Origin of the sequence: Romboutsia sp. Marseille-P6047 (assembly GCF_900604535.1) — a bacterium.
GTDB lineage: Bacteria > Bacillota > Clostridia > Peptostreptococcales > Peptostreptococcaceae > Romboutsia_E.
In genome coordinates this window covers 215,354-231,650 of the sequence record NZ_UWOT01000001.1, presented here as the reverse complement: position 1 = coordinate 231,650, position 16,297 = coordinate 215,354, and the positions used below count along the sequence as shown (strand labels likewise).

Annotated in this window: 16 protein-coding genes, 1 pseudogene and 2 other annotated features; of the genes and pseudogenes, 16 read left to right on the top strand and 1 reads right to left on the bottom strand. The window is 27.5% G+C overall.

Going from position 1 to position 16,297, the window contains the following annotated elements:
- Nucleotides 1–42: 42 nt before the first annotated feature.
- From EIH23_RS01140 to EIH23_RS01095, 10 genes and pseudogenes are all read left to right on the top strand, one after another.
- Nucleotides 43–663: pseudogene (locus EIH23_RS01140) on the top strand (DUF711 family protein); the annotation flags it as partial.
- Nucleotides 664–830: 167 nt separating this feature from the next.
- Nucleotides 831–2,057, top strand: coding sequence for an HlyD family efflux transporter periplasmic adaptor subunit (locus EIH23_RS01135; RefSeq protein ID WP_122638368.1), 1,227 nt, complete (start codon nucleotides 831–833; stop codon nucleotides 2,055–2,057).
- An 8-nt stretch (nucleotides 2,058–2,065) separates the two neighbouring features.
- Nucleotides 2,066–2,764, top strand: a complete 699-nt coding sequence (locus tag EIH23_RS01130) for a YggS family pyridoxal phosphate-dependent enzyme (RefSeq protein WP_122638367.1) — start codon at nucleotides 2,066–2,068, stop codon at nucleotides 2,762–2,764.
- Nucleotides 2,765–2,792: 28 nt separating this feature from the next.
- Nucleotides 2,793–3,269, top strand: coding sequence for a cell division protein SepF (locus EIH23_RS01125; RefSeq protein WP_122638366.1), 477 nt, complete (start codon nucleotides 2,793–2,795; stop codon nucleotides 3,267–3,269).
- Between the two features lie 22 nt (nucleotides 3,270–3,291).
- Complete coding sequence (locus EIH23_RS01120; RefSeq protein WP_122638365.1) at nucleotides 3,292–3,549, top strand: YggT family protein; 258 nt, start codon at nucleotides 3,292–3,294, stop codon at nucleotides 3,547–3,549.
- A gap of 4 nt (nucleotides 3,550–3,553) precedes the next feature.
- A complete protein-coding gene (locus EIH23_RS01115) occupies nucleotides 3,554–4,339 on the top strand; it encodes a YlmH family RNA-binding protein (RefSeq protein ID WP_122638364.1) in 786 nt (261 codons plus the stop codon).
- An 11-nt stretch (nucleotides 4,340–4,350) separates the two neighbouring features.
- The gene (locus EIH23_RS01110; protein ID WP_122638363.1) at nucleotides 4,351–4,890 is read left to right on the top strand and encodes a DivIVA domain-containing protein; all 540 of its coding nucleotides are present in this window, start codon (nucleotides 4,351–4,353) and stop codon (nucleotides 4,888–4,890) included.
- 101 nt (nucleotides 4,891–4,991) lie between these two features.
- Nucleotides 4,992–5,225, top strand: a binding site (T-box leader).
- Nucleotides 5,226–5,326: 101 nt separating this feature from the next.
- Nucleotides 5,327–8,434: an isoleucine--tRNA ligase gene (ileS, locus tag EIH23_RS01105; protein WP_122638362.1), complete on the top strand. Its 3,108-nt coding sequence runs from the start codon at nucleotides 5,327–5,329 to the stop codon at nucleotides 8,432–8,434.
- Between the two features lie 150 nt (nucleotides 8,435–8,584).
- On the top strand, nucleotides 8,585–9,577 hold the full coding sequence (locus tag EIH23_RS01100) for an SPFH domain-containing protein (protein ID WP_122638361.1): 993 nt from the start codon (nucleotides 8,585–8,587) through the stop codon (nucleotides 9,575–9,577).
- 80 nt (nucleotides 9,578–9,657) lie between these two features.
- On the top strand, nucleotides 9,658–10,656 hold the full coding sequence (locus EIH23_RS01095) for a hypothetical protein (RefSeq protein WP_122638360.1): 999 nt from the start codon (nucleotides 9,658–9,660) through the stop codon (nucleotides 10,654–10,656).
- A gap of 37 nt (nucleotides 10,657–10,693) precedes the next feature.
- On the opposite strand, the gene EIH23_RS01090 is transcribed toward EIH23_RS01095, so the two are convergent.
- Nucleotides 10,694–11,254, bottom strand: coding sequence for a TetR/AcrR family transcriptional regulator (locus tag EIH23_RS01090; protein WP_122638359.1), 561 nt, complete (start codon nucleotides 11,252–11,254; stop codon nucleotides 10,694–10,696).
- A 238-nt stretch (nucleotides 11,255–11,492) separates the two neighbouring features.
- On the opposite strand from EIH23_RS01090, the gene EIH23_RS01085 reads away from it, so the two are divergent.
- The 6 genes from EIH23_RS01085 to EIH23_RS01060 all read left to right on the top strand — a co-directional run bounded on the left by EIH23_RS01085 (nucleotide 11,493) and on the right by EIH23_RS01060 (nucleotide 16,268).
- A complete protein-coding gene (locus tag EIH23_RS01085) occupies nucleotides 11,493–12,335 on the top strand; it encodes a DegV family protein (protein ID WP_122638358.1) in 843 nt (280 codons plus the stop codon).
- A gap of 62 nt (nucleotides 12,336–12,397) precedes the next feature.
- Nucleotides 12,398–12,639: a binding site (T-box leader), on the top strand.
- 75 nt (nucleotides 12,640–12,714) lie between these two features.
- Nucleotides 12,715–13,413, top strand: a complete 699-nt coding sequence (locus EIH23_RS01080; protein WP_122638357.1) for a 5'-methylthioadenosine/adenosylhomocysteine nucleosidase — start codon at nucleotides 12,715–12,717, stop codon at nucleotides 13,411–13,413.
- 13 nt (nucleotides 13,414–13,426) lie between these two features.
- Nucleotides 13,427–14,431, top strand: coding sequence for a tryptophan--tRNA ligase (gene trpS / locus EIH23_RS01075; protein WP_122638356.1), 1,005 nt, complete (start codon nucleotides 13,427–13,429; stop codon nucleotides 14,429–14,431).
- A 112-nt stretch (nucleotides 14,432–14,543) separates the two neighbouring features.
- Complete coding sequence (locus tag EIH23_RS01070; protein ID WP_122638355.1) at nucleotides 14,544–14,936, top strand: DUF5665 domain-containing protein; 393 nt, start codon at nucleotides 14,544–14,546, stop codon at nucleotides 14,934–14,936.
- An 11-nt stretch (nucleotides 14,937–14,947) separates the two neighbouring features.
- A complete protein-coding gene (locus EIH23_RS01065; protein ID WP_122638354.1) occupies nucleotides 14,948–15,448 on the top strand; it encodes a TraR/DksA C4-type zinc finger protein in 501 nt (166 codons plus the stop codon).
- Nucleotides 15,449–15,473: 25 nt separating this feature from the next.
- Nucleotides 15,474–16,268, top strand: a complete 795-nt coding sequence (locus EIH23_RS01060) for a polysaccharide deacetylase family protein (protein ID WP_122638353.1) — start codon at nucleotides 15,474–15,476, stop codon at nucleotides 16,266–16,268.
- Nucleotides 16,269–16,297 lie beyond the last annotated feature (29 nt).

The following is a 16,297-nucleotide window of genomic DNA, read 5'->3' as shown; positions in this document are numbered from 1 at the left end:
TGACTTTTTCAAGAGCTATTTCTATTTTTATATAATAATAAATCTTTTAAGGTGACTAGAATGGGTCAATTAGTTGGATATGGAAGCTTCTAAGAGTTTAGGTGTACCATTTGGAATAGTAGATTTATCATTAGCACCTACACCATCTGTAGGTGACTCAGTGGCAAGTATATTAGAGGATATGGACTTGAAGTAGTAGGAACTCATGGAATTACTGCTGCTTTAGCTTTATTAAATGATGTTGTTAAAAAAGGTGGGGTTATGGATTGTTCAAGAGTTGGAGGATTAAGTGGTGCATTTATACCAGTATCTGAAGACTTAGGAATGATTAAAGCTGTATCAAAAGGAGCATTAAATATAGAAAAATTAGAAGCTATGACAGCTGTATGCTCTGTTGGATTAGATATGATAGTAGTAAAAGGAGATACAAGCGCAGAGACTATAAGTGCTATGATAGTTGATGAAGCAGCTATAGGTATGATAAATAATAAAACAACGGCAGTAAGAGTAATATCTGCACAAGGGTGCGATGTAGGTTATATAGTTGAATTTGATGGATTATTAGGACTAGGGGCAGTTATAGAAACAAATAAATATTCGTCTAAGTTATTTATAAAAAGAGGTGTTAAGATACCAGCTCCAATACATTTTTTCAAAAATTAACAAAAAGCTCCTAATAAGGAGTTTTTTTAAAATTGAAAGAAAAATATTATAAATAACAAATTTTAAAATATTAAATTTATACAAGAAATTTATACATAAATAAAAGGAAATTATATAAGTGTAGAGAAGTAATATAACAGGTTTCCTTATATATAGGAGGTGAAATCTTGAAGAAAATAAAATACTCAAATTTTTTCTTACTAGGTATATTTATCTACATAATATTTCATATAATATCATTTATAGCAAGTAAGACTATACAAACTCAGGTTTTAGAAAATGAAGATAACAAGATGAAAATAAGTAGAAAATGTATTATTGTAAGAGATGAGTATTTATTAAAATCAGATATCAATGGAACTTTAAATTTATTAGTGGATGAAGGATCAAGAGTAAGTAAGTCTCAGGAAGTTGCTAGTATATATAACAATGTAGACAGTGATATTGATGAAAAAATAAATGCTTTAGATGAAGAAATAGATAAAATTAAAGCTGGAGAAATTAATATATCTAAAAATGAGATAAATAACTTTAATGAAAATATAGAGTTAATAGTAAGCAAGATACAAAATGATTTACTAGAAGAAGATTATAGTAATATTAAAGAGTATAAAGAAACCTTAAGTAATTATGTAAATGACAAAAATAAATTATTAAATAATGGAATAGACACTGCTAAATTATCTGCTAAGGAAGATGAAAAAGAAATTTTAGAAAATCAAAAAAACAACAATGTATTTACATGTCTATCAAGTATAGCAGGAATAGTATCATATAAATATGATGGAAATGAAGGAAAATATACCTTCACTAATTTAGATAGTATAACAAAATCTGATATTCAAAAAGAAGTAGATAACTATAAGGAGATAAAAACTAACTCTAAAGAAGTAAAAAGTGGAGATATAATAGCAAGAGTTATAAATAATTATGACGCATATGTGGCAACTTATATAGATGAAAATGAAGTAAGTTATTTTGAGGAAAATCAGTCAATCGTATTATGTAATAATGATGAAGAGATAGATGCAAAAGTTTATAAAATTAATAAAGAAAATGATAATTATATAGCAATACTCAAAATAAATAATCAAAATATGGGAATTTATGATACAAGAGTAAAAGAATTTGATATAATATATAAGCAAATAGAAGGTTTAAAAATACCTAAAAGTGCTATAAAGACAGTAGATAATAAAGAAGGCGTCTATGTTATAAATGAAGAAGATAAGACACCTAACTTTATTGAACTAAAAGGTATTATATATGAAGATGATGACTACAAATATGTTGATTACTATAAAAATAAAATAGATGGAGTAAGTACTGTAGACTTGTATGATAAAATTATTTTGAAACCTAATATTATAAATATAAATATGAAAATAGAGTAGGTGATATGATGGAGCATATTAAAGAAAATATACAAGCTATTAATGATAAAATAGAAGATTCGGCTAAAAGAAGCAAAAGAAATAAAGATGAAATTACTTTATTGGGTGTTACTAAAACAGTAGATACAAATGCTATACTAGAAGCTATAAACTGTGGAATAACAGATGTTGGTGAAAATAAACCTCAAGAATTAGCAAGAAAATATGATATTATAGGTGATAAAGTAAGATGGCATTTAATTGGTACATTGCAGACTAATAAAGTAAAGTATATAATAGATAAAGTGTATATGATACATTCATTAGATAGAGAAGCTTTATGCGAAGAAATTCAAAAACGTGCTGAAAAAATAGGTAGAACTATAGATTGTTTAGTTCAAGTTAATATTTCAAAAGAAGAAAGTAAACATGGATTAAATAAAGAAAATGTTATTGAATTTATTAAAAATACGTCACAAAAATATAAAAATATAAAAATAAAAGGTCTTATGACAATGGCTCCTTTTACATCTGATGATAATGAAATAAGATCTGTATTTAAGGAACTTAAAGAATTATCTTTAGAAATAAAAAGCCTTAATATACAAGATGTTTCTATGGATAAATTATCTATGGGGATGAGTAATGACTTTGAAATAGCAATAGAAGAAGGCTCTACAATAGTAAGAGTAGGAACATCTATATTTGGAAAAAGAAATTATAATTAATTGAAATAAACTTAGGAGGAAATTGAAAATGGGTGATGGAATATTTTCAAAAATCAAAGATTGGGTTACTAGTCCTGATGAAGAATATGCAGATGAATACATGGAAGATGAAGTAGATGATTTAGATGGAGACATGGATGATGATGACGATATAACATCAGGATTTGATTCTATAAATGCATCTAAAAATAATAAAATAGTAAGTTTACATACAGTTAGTCAAATGAAAGTTGTAATATTAGAACCTAAAAGATATGAAGATGTTACAACTATTGCAGATCATTTAAAGCAAAGAAGAGCACTAGTAGTTAACTTAGATAGCGTAGAAAAAAATGAGGATAAAAAAGCTATATTTAACTTTATGAATGGTGCAGTATATGTATTAGAAGGTAATATACAAAAAATAACTAAATCAATATTTATACTAGCTCCAAGCAATGTAGATATTGACTCTACAGTAAAAAAGGAATTAGAGAGTAAAACAGCATTTCCTTGGCAAAAATAAAAAATAAAGGAGTTTTAGGAAAATGGGTACAATAGGATATGCACTATATAGGCTATTAGATTTATTATTATTTATAATATTTGTACAATGTATAATGACATGGATTCCTGGAGCGACACAAACAAAACTATATGATATACTTTCAACTATAACAGATCCAATACAAGACCCAATAAGATCTGTTGTGTATAGATATTTAAATTCACCATTAGATATTACACCAATAGTAGTGTTCTTTTTAATAAGAATTGTACAAAGAGTTGTATTAATGGTTTTCTAGTAAAATGGACAAGTTAAAACTTACAAATCATATAAAAGATATAGACCTAAAAAATAAGATGTTTAAAATAATAGATAAAGCTAACAGTTGTATGAAAAACTATGATGTAAAGTATAGTGATTTTCTCAACCCATATGAAGTTAAAAATGCTATAGATATATTAAACTCAAATAATGATATAAAATATACTGTAGATGGAGGGTATGATAACGCAGAAAGAAGCGTAGTATTTATGTATCCTTTTTATATGGAATATGAAGATATAGATAATACTCTTAGATTTATTCAAATTGAAGGTAATTTTAAGTTTAAAACTATATCACATAAAGATTATCTAGGATCTATTATGAATTTAGGTATAAAAAGAGAAAAAGTTGGAGATATAATTATACATGAGAATTTCTGCCAGGTGATAGTAAGTGCAGATATATGTGACTTTATAATTATGAATCTTGAGAAAGTATCTAGAAATAATGTTAAGGTTAGAGAAATTTCAAAGGAAGAGATTATTTATAATCCACCTAATTATAAAGATATATCTTTTACTGTAACTTCAATTAGACTAGATTGTGTTATAAGTGGACTATATAACATATCTAGACAAGAAAGTATGAAGTTTATTAATGGAGAAAAAGTTCAAGTTAATTATGAAAAAATAACATCTCCATCTAGAGAAATAAAAGATGAATCTTTAATTTCTGTGAGAGGAAAAGGACGAGCTAAAGTTATAAATATTGGTGAATTAACTAAGAAGGGTAAAGTTAAGATACAAGCAAAGATAATAGTATAGGAGGGGAATGTATGCTAACTCCAATTGATATAGAAAATAAAGACTTTAAAAAAGCTTTAAGAGGATATAATCCAGATGATGTAGATGAATTTCTAGATATAGTTAAAGAAGATTTTGAAACATTATATAGAGAGAATATAGACCTTAAAGAAAAATTAAACTTATATCAGGAACAAGTAAGCAGATATAAAAGTATAGAAGAAACTTTAAACAAGACATTAATAACAGCTGAAAGTACAGCTGCAGATACATGTGCAGCTGCAAATAAAAAAGCTAAAATAATAGTTGAACAAGCAGAGTTAGATGCTAGAGCAATAATAGAAAAAGGAAATAGTAGAGTTATAGAAATTAGACAAGAATATGATTCACTAGTAAAAGAATTTAAATTATTTAGAAATAAATTTAAATCTTTATTAGAAGATGAAATAAGAAGTGTTGATGGAATATTCTCTGATATAGATGAAAAGTGTAAAGAACCTTTTATGAATACAACTACTTATGATGGAGAATTACTTCATAATGAAAAAGAGGTTGCAACGACTATAGATTAAGTGTCGAATGAAATAATCAGAATATAAAAATATTGACTATTTGGTGTACTTAATATATAATTTCATATTATAAAATCAAATTAAAAAAAGTTAATATTTATCTAAAAGCAATGATAGAGAGAGTAAATTTTTTGAAGTTTTACAGAGAGTTGGGATAGGTGAGAACCAATGAATGAAAAAAAATTGAAAATCACTCTTAAGCTGCAGGCTGAACAATTTTAAATTAATTAAGCTGTGCCGGTAAGTGCCGTTAAACTTTTTCAGAGTGCTATATATAAACATTTTATTTTATATATAGAATTAGGGTGGTAACGCGATATCAACTCGTCCCTTTTATAGGGGACGGGTTTTTTTATTTTTAATTGAATTTGTTTGATAGTATAGTTTTTAGATAACAATGTTAAATAATATAATCATTTTTAGAAAGGGTGATGATATGTCAAAGTTTAAGTCATTAGTAGACAGTTCTGTAAAAGATGCAGAAGCTAAAGTATCTGAGTATTGGAAAGATATAAATATACTTGAGAGAACATTAGAAAAAGGTGAAAATGATCCAAGTTTCGTATTCTATGAAGGTCCTCCAACTGCAAATGGAAATCCAGGAATACACCATGTTGTAGCTAGAACATTAAAAGACTGGGTATGTAGATATAAAACAATGAGTGGATACCAAGTTAAAAGAAAGGCTGGTTGGGATACTCATGGTTTACCAGTTGAAATACAAGTAGAGAAAGAATTAGGTCTTTCTGATAAGCAAGAAATAGAGAATTATGGTATAGCTAATTTCAACCAAAAATGTAGAGAGTCAGTTTTTACATATGAAAAACAATGGAGAAACATGACTGAAAGAATGGCTTATGAAACAGATTTAGATAATCCATATATAACTTTAGATAATAACTATATAGAGTCAGTATGGTGGATATTAGATAAGTTTAATAAAGAAAACTATATATATGAAGGTCATAAAATACTTCCTTACTGCCCAAGATGTGGAACTGGACTTGCTTCACACGAAGTAGCACAAGGATATAAAGAAATAAAAAATAATACTGTAATAGCTAAGTTTAAGAGAAAAGATGCAAATGAGTATTTCTTAGCATGGACAACTACTCCTTGGACATTACCATCAAACGTTGCATTAACAGTAGGACCAGAAGTGGACTATGTAAAAGTTAAGCAAAATGATGAAGTGTACTATGTAGCTAAAGCTTTAGCAAATAAAGTATTAAGTGAAGACTATGAAGTATTAGAAGAAATGAAAGGTAAAGATTTAGAATATATAGAATATGAACAATTAATGCCTTTCGTTGAAACTGATCAAAAAGCATTCTTCGTTACATTAGGAGATTATGTAACAACTGAAGATGGTACAGGTATAGTTCATACAGCACCTGCATTTGGTGAAGATGACTATAACTTAGGTAGAAAATATAACTTACCAGTTCTTCAACCAGTTGATGAAACAGGTAAATTTACAACAACTCCATGGGAAGGTAAATTCGTAATGGAGGAAGGTGTAGACGTTGAGATAATAAAATGGTTAGCTCATGAAAATAAATTATTTGGAAAAGAAAAAGTAGCTCATAACTATCCACACTGTTGGAGATGTCAAACTCCACTTTTATACTATGCTAAGCCAAGCTGGTATATAGAAATGACTAGACTTAAAGATCAATTAATAGAAAACAACAATTCTGTTGATTGGTATCCAAAATTCGTTGGTGAAGGTAGATTTGGTAACTGGTTAGAAAACTTAAATGACTGGGCTATATCAAGAAGTAGATACTGGGGTACTCCACTTAATATATGGAAATGTGAATGTGGACACAAGCAGTCTGTAGGTTCAAGAGCTGAGCTTGCAGAGAAGGCTATAGAAGATGTAAATCCAGAAACAGTAGAACTTCATAGACCATATGTTGATGATATACATTTAAAATGTGATTGTTGTGGAAAGCCTATGACAAGAGTAACTGATGTTATAGACTGTTGGTTTGATAGTGGATCTATGCCATTTGCTCAACATCACTATCCATTTGAAAATAAAGAAAACTTTAATCAATTATTCCCAGCAGATTACATCTGTGAAGGTATAGATCAAACTAGAGGATGGTTCTACTCATTACTTGCTATATCTACATTTGTAACAGGTAAAGCACCATACAAAAAAGTTCTAGTTAACGATCTAGTTCTTGATAAAGATGGAAAGAAAATGAGTAAATCAAGAGGAAACACTGTAAATCCATTTGAATTATTTGATAAGTATGGAGCAGATGCACTAAGATGGTACTTACTATACGTATCTCCACCATGGACTCCAATAAGATTCGATGAAGATGGATTAAAAGAAGTTCAAAGTAAGTTCTTAGGAACTATGAAAAATGTATATAACTTCTTTACATTATATGCAAATACAGATGATATAAATCCAACTGACTTCTTTGTTGAGTACAAAGACAGACCAGAATTAGATAGATGGATATTATCTAAGTTCAACAACTTAAAGAAAGAAACTGAAGAAAACTTAGAAATATTCGAAGTAAACAAAACTATAAGAAGAATACAAGCATTCATAAATGATGATTTATCTAACTGGTATATAAGACGTTCTAGAAGAAGATTCTGGGCAACTGAATTAACAGAAGATAAAAAAGCTGTATATAACACAACTTATGAAATATTAACAGAGCTTTGTAGATTAATAGCTCCATTTGCTCCATATATGTCTGAAGAAATGTATAGAAACTTAACTAATGAAGAATCTGTACATTTAGCAAGCTACCCAAGAGCAAATGAAAGTTTATTAGATTCTAAATTAGAAGAAAAAATGGACTTAGCTAAAAACTTAGTTACATTAGGTAGAGCATCAAGAGAAGCTGCAAGAATAAAAGTACGTCAACCAATACAAGAAGTATATGTAGATGGAAAATATGAAGCTATACTTAGCGATATAGTAGACTTAATAAAAGAAGAGCTTAACGTTAAGCAAGTTGTTTTCGCTAAAGATTTAGGTGAATTCATGAACTTTAGCTTAAAGCCAAACTTTAAAGTATTAGGTCCAATACTAGGAGCTAAGATGAAGTTCTTTGCTGGAGCATTAAATAAATTAAATGCAGGTGAAGTAGTTCCTAAGTTAGAAGCTGGAGAAAGCTTAACTGTAGATATAGATGGTGAAGAGTTTGAATTTAATAAAGATCATGTTTTAATAAACATATCTGCTAAAGAAGGATTCAACGTAGTTATGGAAAATAACTTATTCGTTATACTTGATACTACATTAACTAAAGAGTTAATAGAAGAAGGATATGCAAGAGAATTTATATCTAAAGTGCAACAATTAAGAAAATCTAGTAACTTTGATGTATTAGATAACATAGTTATAGAGTACTGTTCAGATGATGAAATAGCAGCTGCAGTTAATAGATTTGAAGACTACATCAAATCAGAAACTTTAGCTCTTGAAATAGAAAGAGTTGAAGATAAAACATTAGAACAATGCAACTTAAATGATCATATGACTGGAATAAAAGTTATAAGAAAATAATTTAAATAAAGGATTGGTTTTTCATTTTATAAGAACCAATCCTTTTTTATATTAAAAAATATATTTTATTATTTATATTAAATTGTTGAAAGAATAAAATGCGAGTGATACCATTTTAATATCTTATTAAAAATATAAGGGGTGATTTATATGAGTGAGAAAAAACTAAATATTGAAGAAAAAAATATTAAAGCACTCAATGGTTTAATGGGAATTATTATATGCGTGGGGCTTATAATATTAGGATCATTAATAATCACAACTGCATGTAAGTTTAATGGAATAATACTTGGAATTGGAATTAGTTTAGGTATAATAACTATAATTATAGGGCTAATTAGCTTTGCAGGACTTAAGGTTATAAATCCTAATGAAGCTTTAGTATTAACCTTATTCGGTAATTATTATGGAACATTAAGTGAATCTGGATTCTTCTGGGTAAATCCTTTTGTAACTGCAATAAATCCAACTTATGATCCAATTACAACTAGAACTAGGATAGGAAAAACAAAAGATAATTTAGAAGAAGAATCTATTTCAATTGGAAGTAAAAAAGTATCTTTAAAAACTATGACGTTAAATAATAATCATCAAAAAGTAAATGATGAACTTGGAAATCCTATTATAGTAGGAGCAGTTGTAATTTGGAGAGTAGTAAATCCAACAAAGGCGGTATTTAATGTAGATAACTTTAAAACATTTTTATCAATACAATGCGACTCAACAATAAGAAATATAGTAAGATTATACCCTTATGATATAGCTGATGGAGATGAAAAAGCAGAAAAGTCTCTTAGAGGAAGTTCAATGGAAGTAGCAAATAGATGTAGAGAAGAACTTCAATCTAGAGTAGAATGCGCAGGTATTGAAGTTGAAGAAGTTAGAATAACACACCTAGCATATGCACCAGAAATTGCAGCTGCTATGTTACAACGTCAACAAGCAGAAGCTATAATTGCAGCACGTAAAAAGATAGTTGAAGGTGCAGTAGGAATGGTTGAAATGGCACTTAATACATTAGAAGAAGGTCAATTAGTAGAGCTTAATGATGAAAAAAAGGCTGCTATGGTTAGTAACTTACTAGTTGTATTATGTGGAAATAAAGATGCTCAGCCTATAGTAAATAGCGGTGAATTATATTAAGCATAATAAATAATTAAGTATAATCAAATAACCTCTTTTTGCAAATAATATAATATATAATTTTGCAAGGAGAGGTTATTTTGATTAAATATACTAATGAAGAACTTACAAATAATATTATAAAGATGCTAAAAAATAAATTAAAAAAAGATTACTCTAAAGGTAATTTTAAACGTGATGCACATGCTAAATGTATAGGTTTATTAAAGGCTAAGTTTGTAGTAGATAGTGATATTTGTGAAAAATATCAAGTAGGTATTTTTGAACCTAAAAAAGAATACCCTGCTTTTATAAGAATATCTAATTCTAATCCTAAAATATTAAGTGATAAGTTTAAGGATTTTAGAGGTTTTTCTATTAAATTATTAGGCATTGAAGGCGAAAAGTGTATGGATGATGAAAAATATACTCAAGACTTTTTGCTAATAAGTAATGAAATTATGCCTATTGGTACTTGGAGATTATTTCATGATGCTATTTATTATAATAGTAAATCAATGCCATTTATATTTATATTTAAATTATTAATGCAACATAAAATGAGTCCAATAATAAGGTCCTTAAAAAATATGAAAAATGATACAAGTCCTTTAGATATTAAGTATTTTAGTACAACGCCTTATAGATTTGGAGATGAAGTTGTAAAATACTGCATAGTTCCAAAATCTAAGTATAAAAGTAAATTACCTAAAAAATTAACTCATAGATATTTGACTAAAAATATGCAAGTGCACCTTAATAATTTTGAAGCTGTATTTGATTTTATGGTTCAATTTAGAACAGATAAGTCAAGTATGCCAATAAATGATGCATCAGTAAAATGGGATGAAAATAAATCTCCTTTTATAAAATTAGGTGAAATAAGGATACCTAAGCAAAAGTTTGAAACAAAACAGAGATTTGAAATGTCAGAGATAATGTCTTTTTCTCCTGGACACTCATTATTAGCACATAGACCAATAGGAGATATAAATGAAGGTAGAATGAAAATTTATAAAGAAATGTCTAAGTTTAGAAATAAAATGAATAATAAACATGTTTTTGAGCCAAATGAAGAATATTTTAACAAAATAAAATAATAAAAAAGATGTCTAAAATAAATTTTAGACATCTTTTTTATATCCACTTATTTACTAAAAAACTAGCAACTTTTTCAAATGGAATTTCTTCTGTTTTTAATATACTTTGAACAACTAATCCATCTATTATTGAAATTAATAAAAATGAAAAAGCTTCAGAGTCATCAATATTTTCATGTAAATACTTATTTATATCTTCTTGTAAAGTTGTTCTCCACTGTATATATTTTAGTTTTATTCGTTCTCTTAATGGTTCATTTCCAGTTATAGCTTCACAAAGTAAATACATATGAATTCTTCCGGTAGAACCTATTGTTGATATTTTTCCCATAACAATATTAATAAGATCATCTTTAGAAGATTTATTTTCTATACTATATACACAATCTAATACAGCATCAGTAATTATCTTTAAATGATTATCAGCTATATCAAAGATTAAGTCATCTTTAGAAGCATAATGATAATACAATGTACCTTTACTTATACCTGCTGTTTTTGCAATATCAGATAAACTAGTATTTTTTATTCCGTTTTTAGTAATTAGATTTATAGCAATATTTAAGATATTTTCTTTCATATTTATATTAGATTTCATAAAATCAACCTTTCTTTATGGTTAAGCCTTAAGTAATTTATATTATAGATACGTATTATTTTAAAGTCAATAAACTAAAAACTTCAAAATTTAAAGGGATTGACAATTAACCACAGGGGATATACAATAATAATAAGTAATCGGTCGACCGACCGACTGATTATTTACTATTAATATTAACACAAATAAAGAAAATAATCACTATAGTTTAAATAAATAATTAAGAGAGGTAAGTAAAATGAGTAAAATAAAAATACTAGTTGATGGTGGGTGCGATTTGCCTCAAGAAATTTTAAAAAAGTATGATATAAATGTAGTAGGTTTAAATGTATCTTTTGGTAATGATGAAAGTTTTATTGCAGGGGAAGAAATAGATAATGAAACTTTTTACAAGAGAATGGGTGAAATGAAGGAATTACCTAAAACATCTTGCCCATCACCAGATAGATTTTTAGAAGCATACAAAGGTGAAGGAGATATATTATTATTATCTGTAAGTTCTAAATTATCAGGAACATATAGTAGTGCTAAATTAGCAAAAGATATGTATGACAGTGATTTTGCCGATAAGAAGATAGAAATTATAGACACACTAAATGGATCTATAGGTCAAGGTTTATTAGCAATAAAAGCGGCAGAATTAGTTTTACAAGGAAAATCACTAGAAGAAATAGTAGAAGAAATTGAAAAAATAAAAGATGATGTTATATTTTATGGAACATTAGAAACTTTAGAAAATGCTATAAAAGGTGGAAGAATTAATCCTCTTGCAGGTAAAATAATAAACACATTAAATCTTAAAGCAATAGTGCAAATAACTGAAGGTGTTGTAAAGCCTATAGATAAAGCTAGAGGTTTAAATAATAGTTTAAAGAAGGTTCTTGAATATATAGATAAAAACTTAGAAAATGTAGAAGATAAAACTATAATTATAGGGCATGCGCATTGTAGTGATAAAGCTATTAAAATAAAAGAAGTTTTAGCAAATAAATATAATGCAAAAAAAATAATTATAAGTGAAGTGGGTCCTGTTATGGGAACATATGCTTCACAAGGAGCTATATTAGTAAGTTACTTGTAATTTTTAAATCACAGTCTTGACAATTCTTCCAGGAAATCATATTATAAAAATAAATATAATATGAAAATCCAAAGAAAAGAATTAGTAGCTAAATAAAGCTTCAATACAGAGAGTAGAGAAACGGTGAGATCTTTACATGAAAAGTTTAGTGAATGGATCTTAGAGGAATTAAGTTAAATATAATAAATTTATTATAGAGTAGCTGATATCGTGACTGCACGTTATAGCAGGTTTAAGAGATACATAATAGTATTTAGATTATGTATAAATTAGGTGGTACCGCGGAAATAAATCCGTCCTATTAAATTTAATAGGACGGATTTTTTATTATGAAATTTAGAAGTTATCTAAATAAGCAGAAAATTTTAGGAGGATTAAGATGAACATAATAGGTATAATAGGTGCAATGGATGAAGAAGTAAGTATATTAGTAGAACTTATGGACATAGAAAAAGTAGTTGAAAAAGCAAGTTTAAAATTCCATAAGGGAACATTAGAAGGAAAAAATATAGTATTAGTTAAATGTGGTATAGGAAAAGTAAATGCCGCTTTATGTACTCAAATACTAATAAGTGAATTTAATGTTGATGCAGTAGTTAATACAGGAGTTGCAGGAGCACTTCATAGTGAATTAGACGTTCAAGATATAGTAATATCAACAGATGCTATACAACATGATATGGATACTACTGCATTTGGAGATAAAAAAGGTGTAATACCAAGAATGGAAAGCTCAACATTTATAGCTGATCAAATGCTTATAGATGCAGCATATGAATCATCAATTAAGGAATCTAAAGGAAATAAGGTTTTAAAAGGAAGAGTAGTATCAGGTGATATATTTGTAAGCTCTAAAGAATTAAAAGATGAGTTAATAAGTGAATTTGACGCTTATTGTGCAGAAATGGAAGGTGCAGCAATTGCTCATGTTTGTACTTTAAATGCTACTCCATTTGTAATAATAAGAGCTATGTCTGATAAGGCAGATGGAAGTGCAGATGTTACGTATGATGAATTTGTAGTAGAAGCTGCTCATAGATCTAAAGATATAGTATTAAATATGTTAAAGTCATTATAATTGGAGGATAAATATGAGTGAAAAAAAAGTAATATTTAGTGGTATACAACCATCAGGAAAGCTAACACTTGGAAATTATTTAGGTGCATTAAGAAACTTTCCAAAGTTTCAAGATGACTACGATTGCTATTACAGTATAGTTGATTTACATGCTATAACAGTTCCTCAAGAAGCTAAGGACTTAAGAGCAAATACATTAGAAATATTAGCTCAATATTTAGCTTGTGGACTTGATCCAGAAAAAAATACTATATTCATACAATCACATGTAAGTGCACATACTGAACTTATGTGGATATTAAATACAATGACTTATATGGGTGAGTTAAGTAGAATGACTCAATTTAAAGATAAGTCTCAAAAAAGTGAAGCAAACTTAAACGCTGGTTTATTTACATATCCAGTACTAATGGCTGCAGATATACTTTTATATCAAACAGAGTTAGTTCCAGTTGGAGAAGATCAAAAACAACATCTAGAACTTGCTCGTGATTTAGCATCTAGATTTAATAATAGATATTCGCCAACATTTAAAATACCAGAAGGTTATATACCTAAAGAAGTTGGTAGAGTAATGAGCTTACAAGAACCTAATAGGAAAATGAGTAAGTCAGACTCTAATGAAAATGCATATATATTATTATGTGATGATCCAGATACTATAAGAAGAAAGATAAAAAGAAGTGTTACAGATTCAGAAGGTGTTGTAAGATACTGTGATGAACAACCAGGAATAAAAAATCTTATAGATATATATACTCAATTAGGCAATAAAACTGTTGATGAAATTGTAGCTATGTATGAAGGAAAAGGATATGGAGAATTTAAAGCTGATTTAGCAGAAGTTGTAGTAGATGCTTTAAATCCAATAAGAGAAAGATACTTAGAACTTCTTAAAGATAAAGCATACTTAGAAGAAGTATATGCTAAAGGTGCAGCAAAAGCTGAAAGACAAGCTAGAAAAACTTTAAGAAAGGTATATAAAAAAGTAGGATTAATAGAAAGAAAATTTATATAAATTCATAAAAAAATAGTCACTATTTAAGTGGCTATTTTTTGTTGTGTATTTTTATTAAGGATTTATCACATAATAAATTTGAATTATATGTTTCATAAAAGGATGTGAAAGTATGAGGCATAAAAAGTATGAAACTGAAAAAAATCATAATGAAGAAAATCCAACATACATAAGTATGAAAAAACTTGATGAAATAATTAATGAAATGTATATATCTGATAATCCAAAAGAAGATTTAGGTCTTATAAAAAGATACTTAGAAAGACTTATGTTAATTATTGAAAGAAGCAGAATTAGAGAATACATGATGCTTACTGATAGTAAAAGAAGATTATTTCTTATAAATTTTATTGCAGGCTTAGGGAAAGGTTTTGGTCAAGCTATAGGATTTTCAGTTCTTGCAGCTTTATTATTTTATTTACTAGCTAGTTGGATAGATTTACCTATAATAGGAGCATATATAGCTAAATTATTAAATGTAGTTGATAATTATAGAAATAAATAGAGGTGAAAAGTATGGATATGAATAAATATAAAGAACAATTGTTAAAAGAAAAAAATAATTTGACTAAATTAATAACAGATATGCAAGATAATACTTTATTTGGAAACACAGAAAAACATACTAGTGAAAGATATAGTTCAGGAGAATTATCAGCTTATGATAATCATCCAGCAGACTTTGCAACAGAAGTATTTATGAATGATATGCAAAATAGTTTAACAATACATGAACAAGGTAGATTATATCAAGTAAATAAAGCTTTAGATAAAATAGAAAATGGAACTTATGGGGTATGTGAGATTTGTAATCAGAAAATTGATTCTGATAGATTAGATTTACTACCAGATACATCTTTATGTTCTGAGTGTGCAAAAACTCATGATAATCTACCTCCAGACACAAAACATGTAGATTTAAACTTTGTAAATAAAGGATGCGATTTTTATTCAGAGGATTTAAAAGATTTAACTGATTTAAATAAAAATGGATTATATCACGACAAGGAGTATTAAGTTTATCAGAAAAGAGGTTTAAAAAATGAAACAAAAGACAGGTATACTACTAATTGGATTATTATTAATATTTATAGGATATTATGTAAAGTCAGATTCTTTAAATTCAAAAGAAGTTTTAAATTTAAATGAGGAAAATTATGAAACAACGGATGATATAACAAGAGACTATAAAGATATTATTATAAAAAAAGGGAATGATGAAGAAAAAGTAGTTGCATTGACTTTTGATGATGGGCCAGATGAAGTTTATACACCTCAAATATTAGATATATTGAAAAAAAATGATGTAAAAGCAACCTTCTTCTTAGTCGGTGAAAATGCAAAATTACTACCAGACTTAGTAAAAAGAGAGTTTGATGAAGGTCATGAAATAGGAAATCATACTTTTACTCATATTGACGTAGCTAAGATGAGTTATGATACTGTTTATAATGAAATTAATAAAACTCAAGAAATGATAAAAGAAATAACAGGTGTTGAACCCAAATTATTTAGACCGCCATATAGAGCTATAAGTAGAAATATGTGTGATATAATAAAAAATAAAAATATGAATATAGTATTATGGTCAAATTTAGATCCAAGAGATTGGTCTAATCCAGGTGTTTATAGTATAGTAAATACTATTGAAACTAAAGTTAAAAATGGAAATATAATATTACTACATGATTATAATGGAGTAAGAAGAGCAAAATCTCAAACAGTACAAGCGTTAGAAATTGTTGTACCATATCTTAAAGAAAAAGGATATAAATTTGTTACTGTATCAGAATTAATAGATCATTTAAATAAAAAAGAACCAGAAACTCAAAACTAGGCTTCCATTTAGGAAGTCTTTTTATGTAT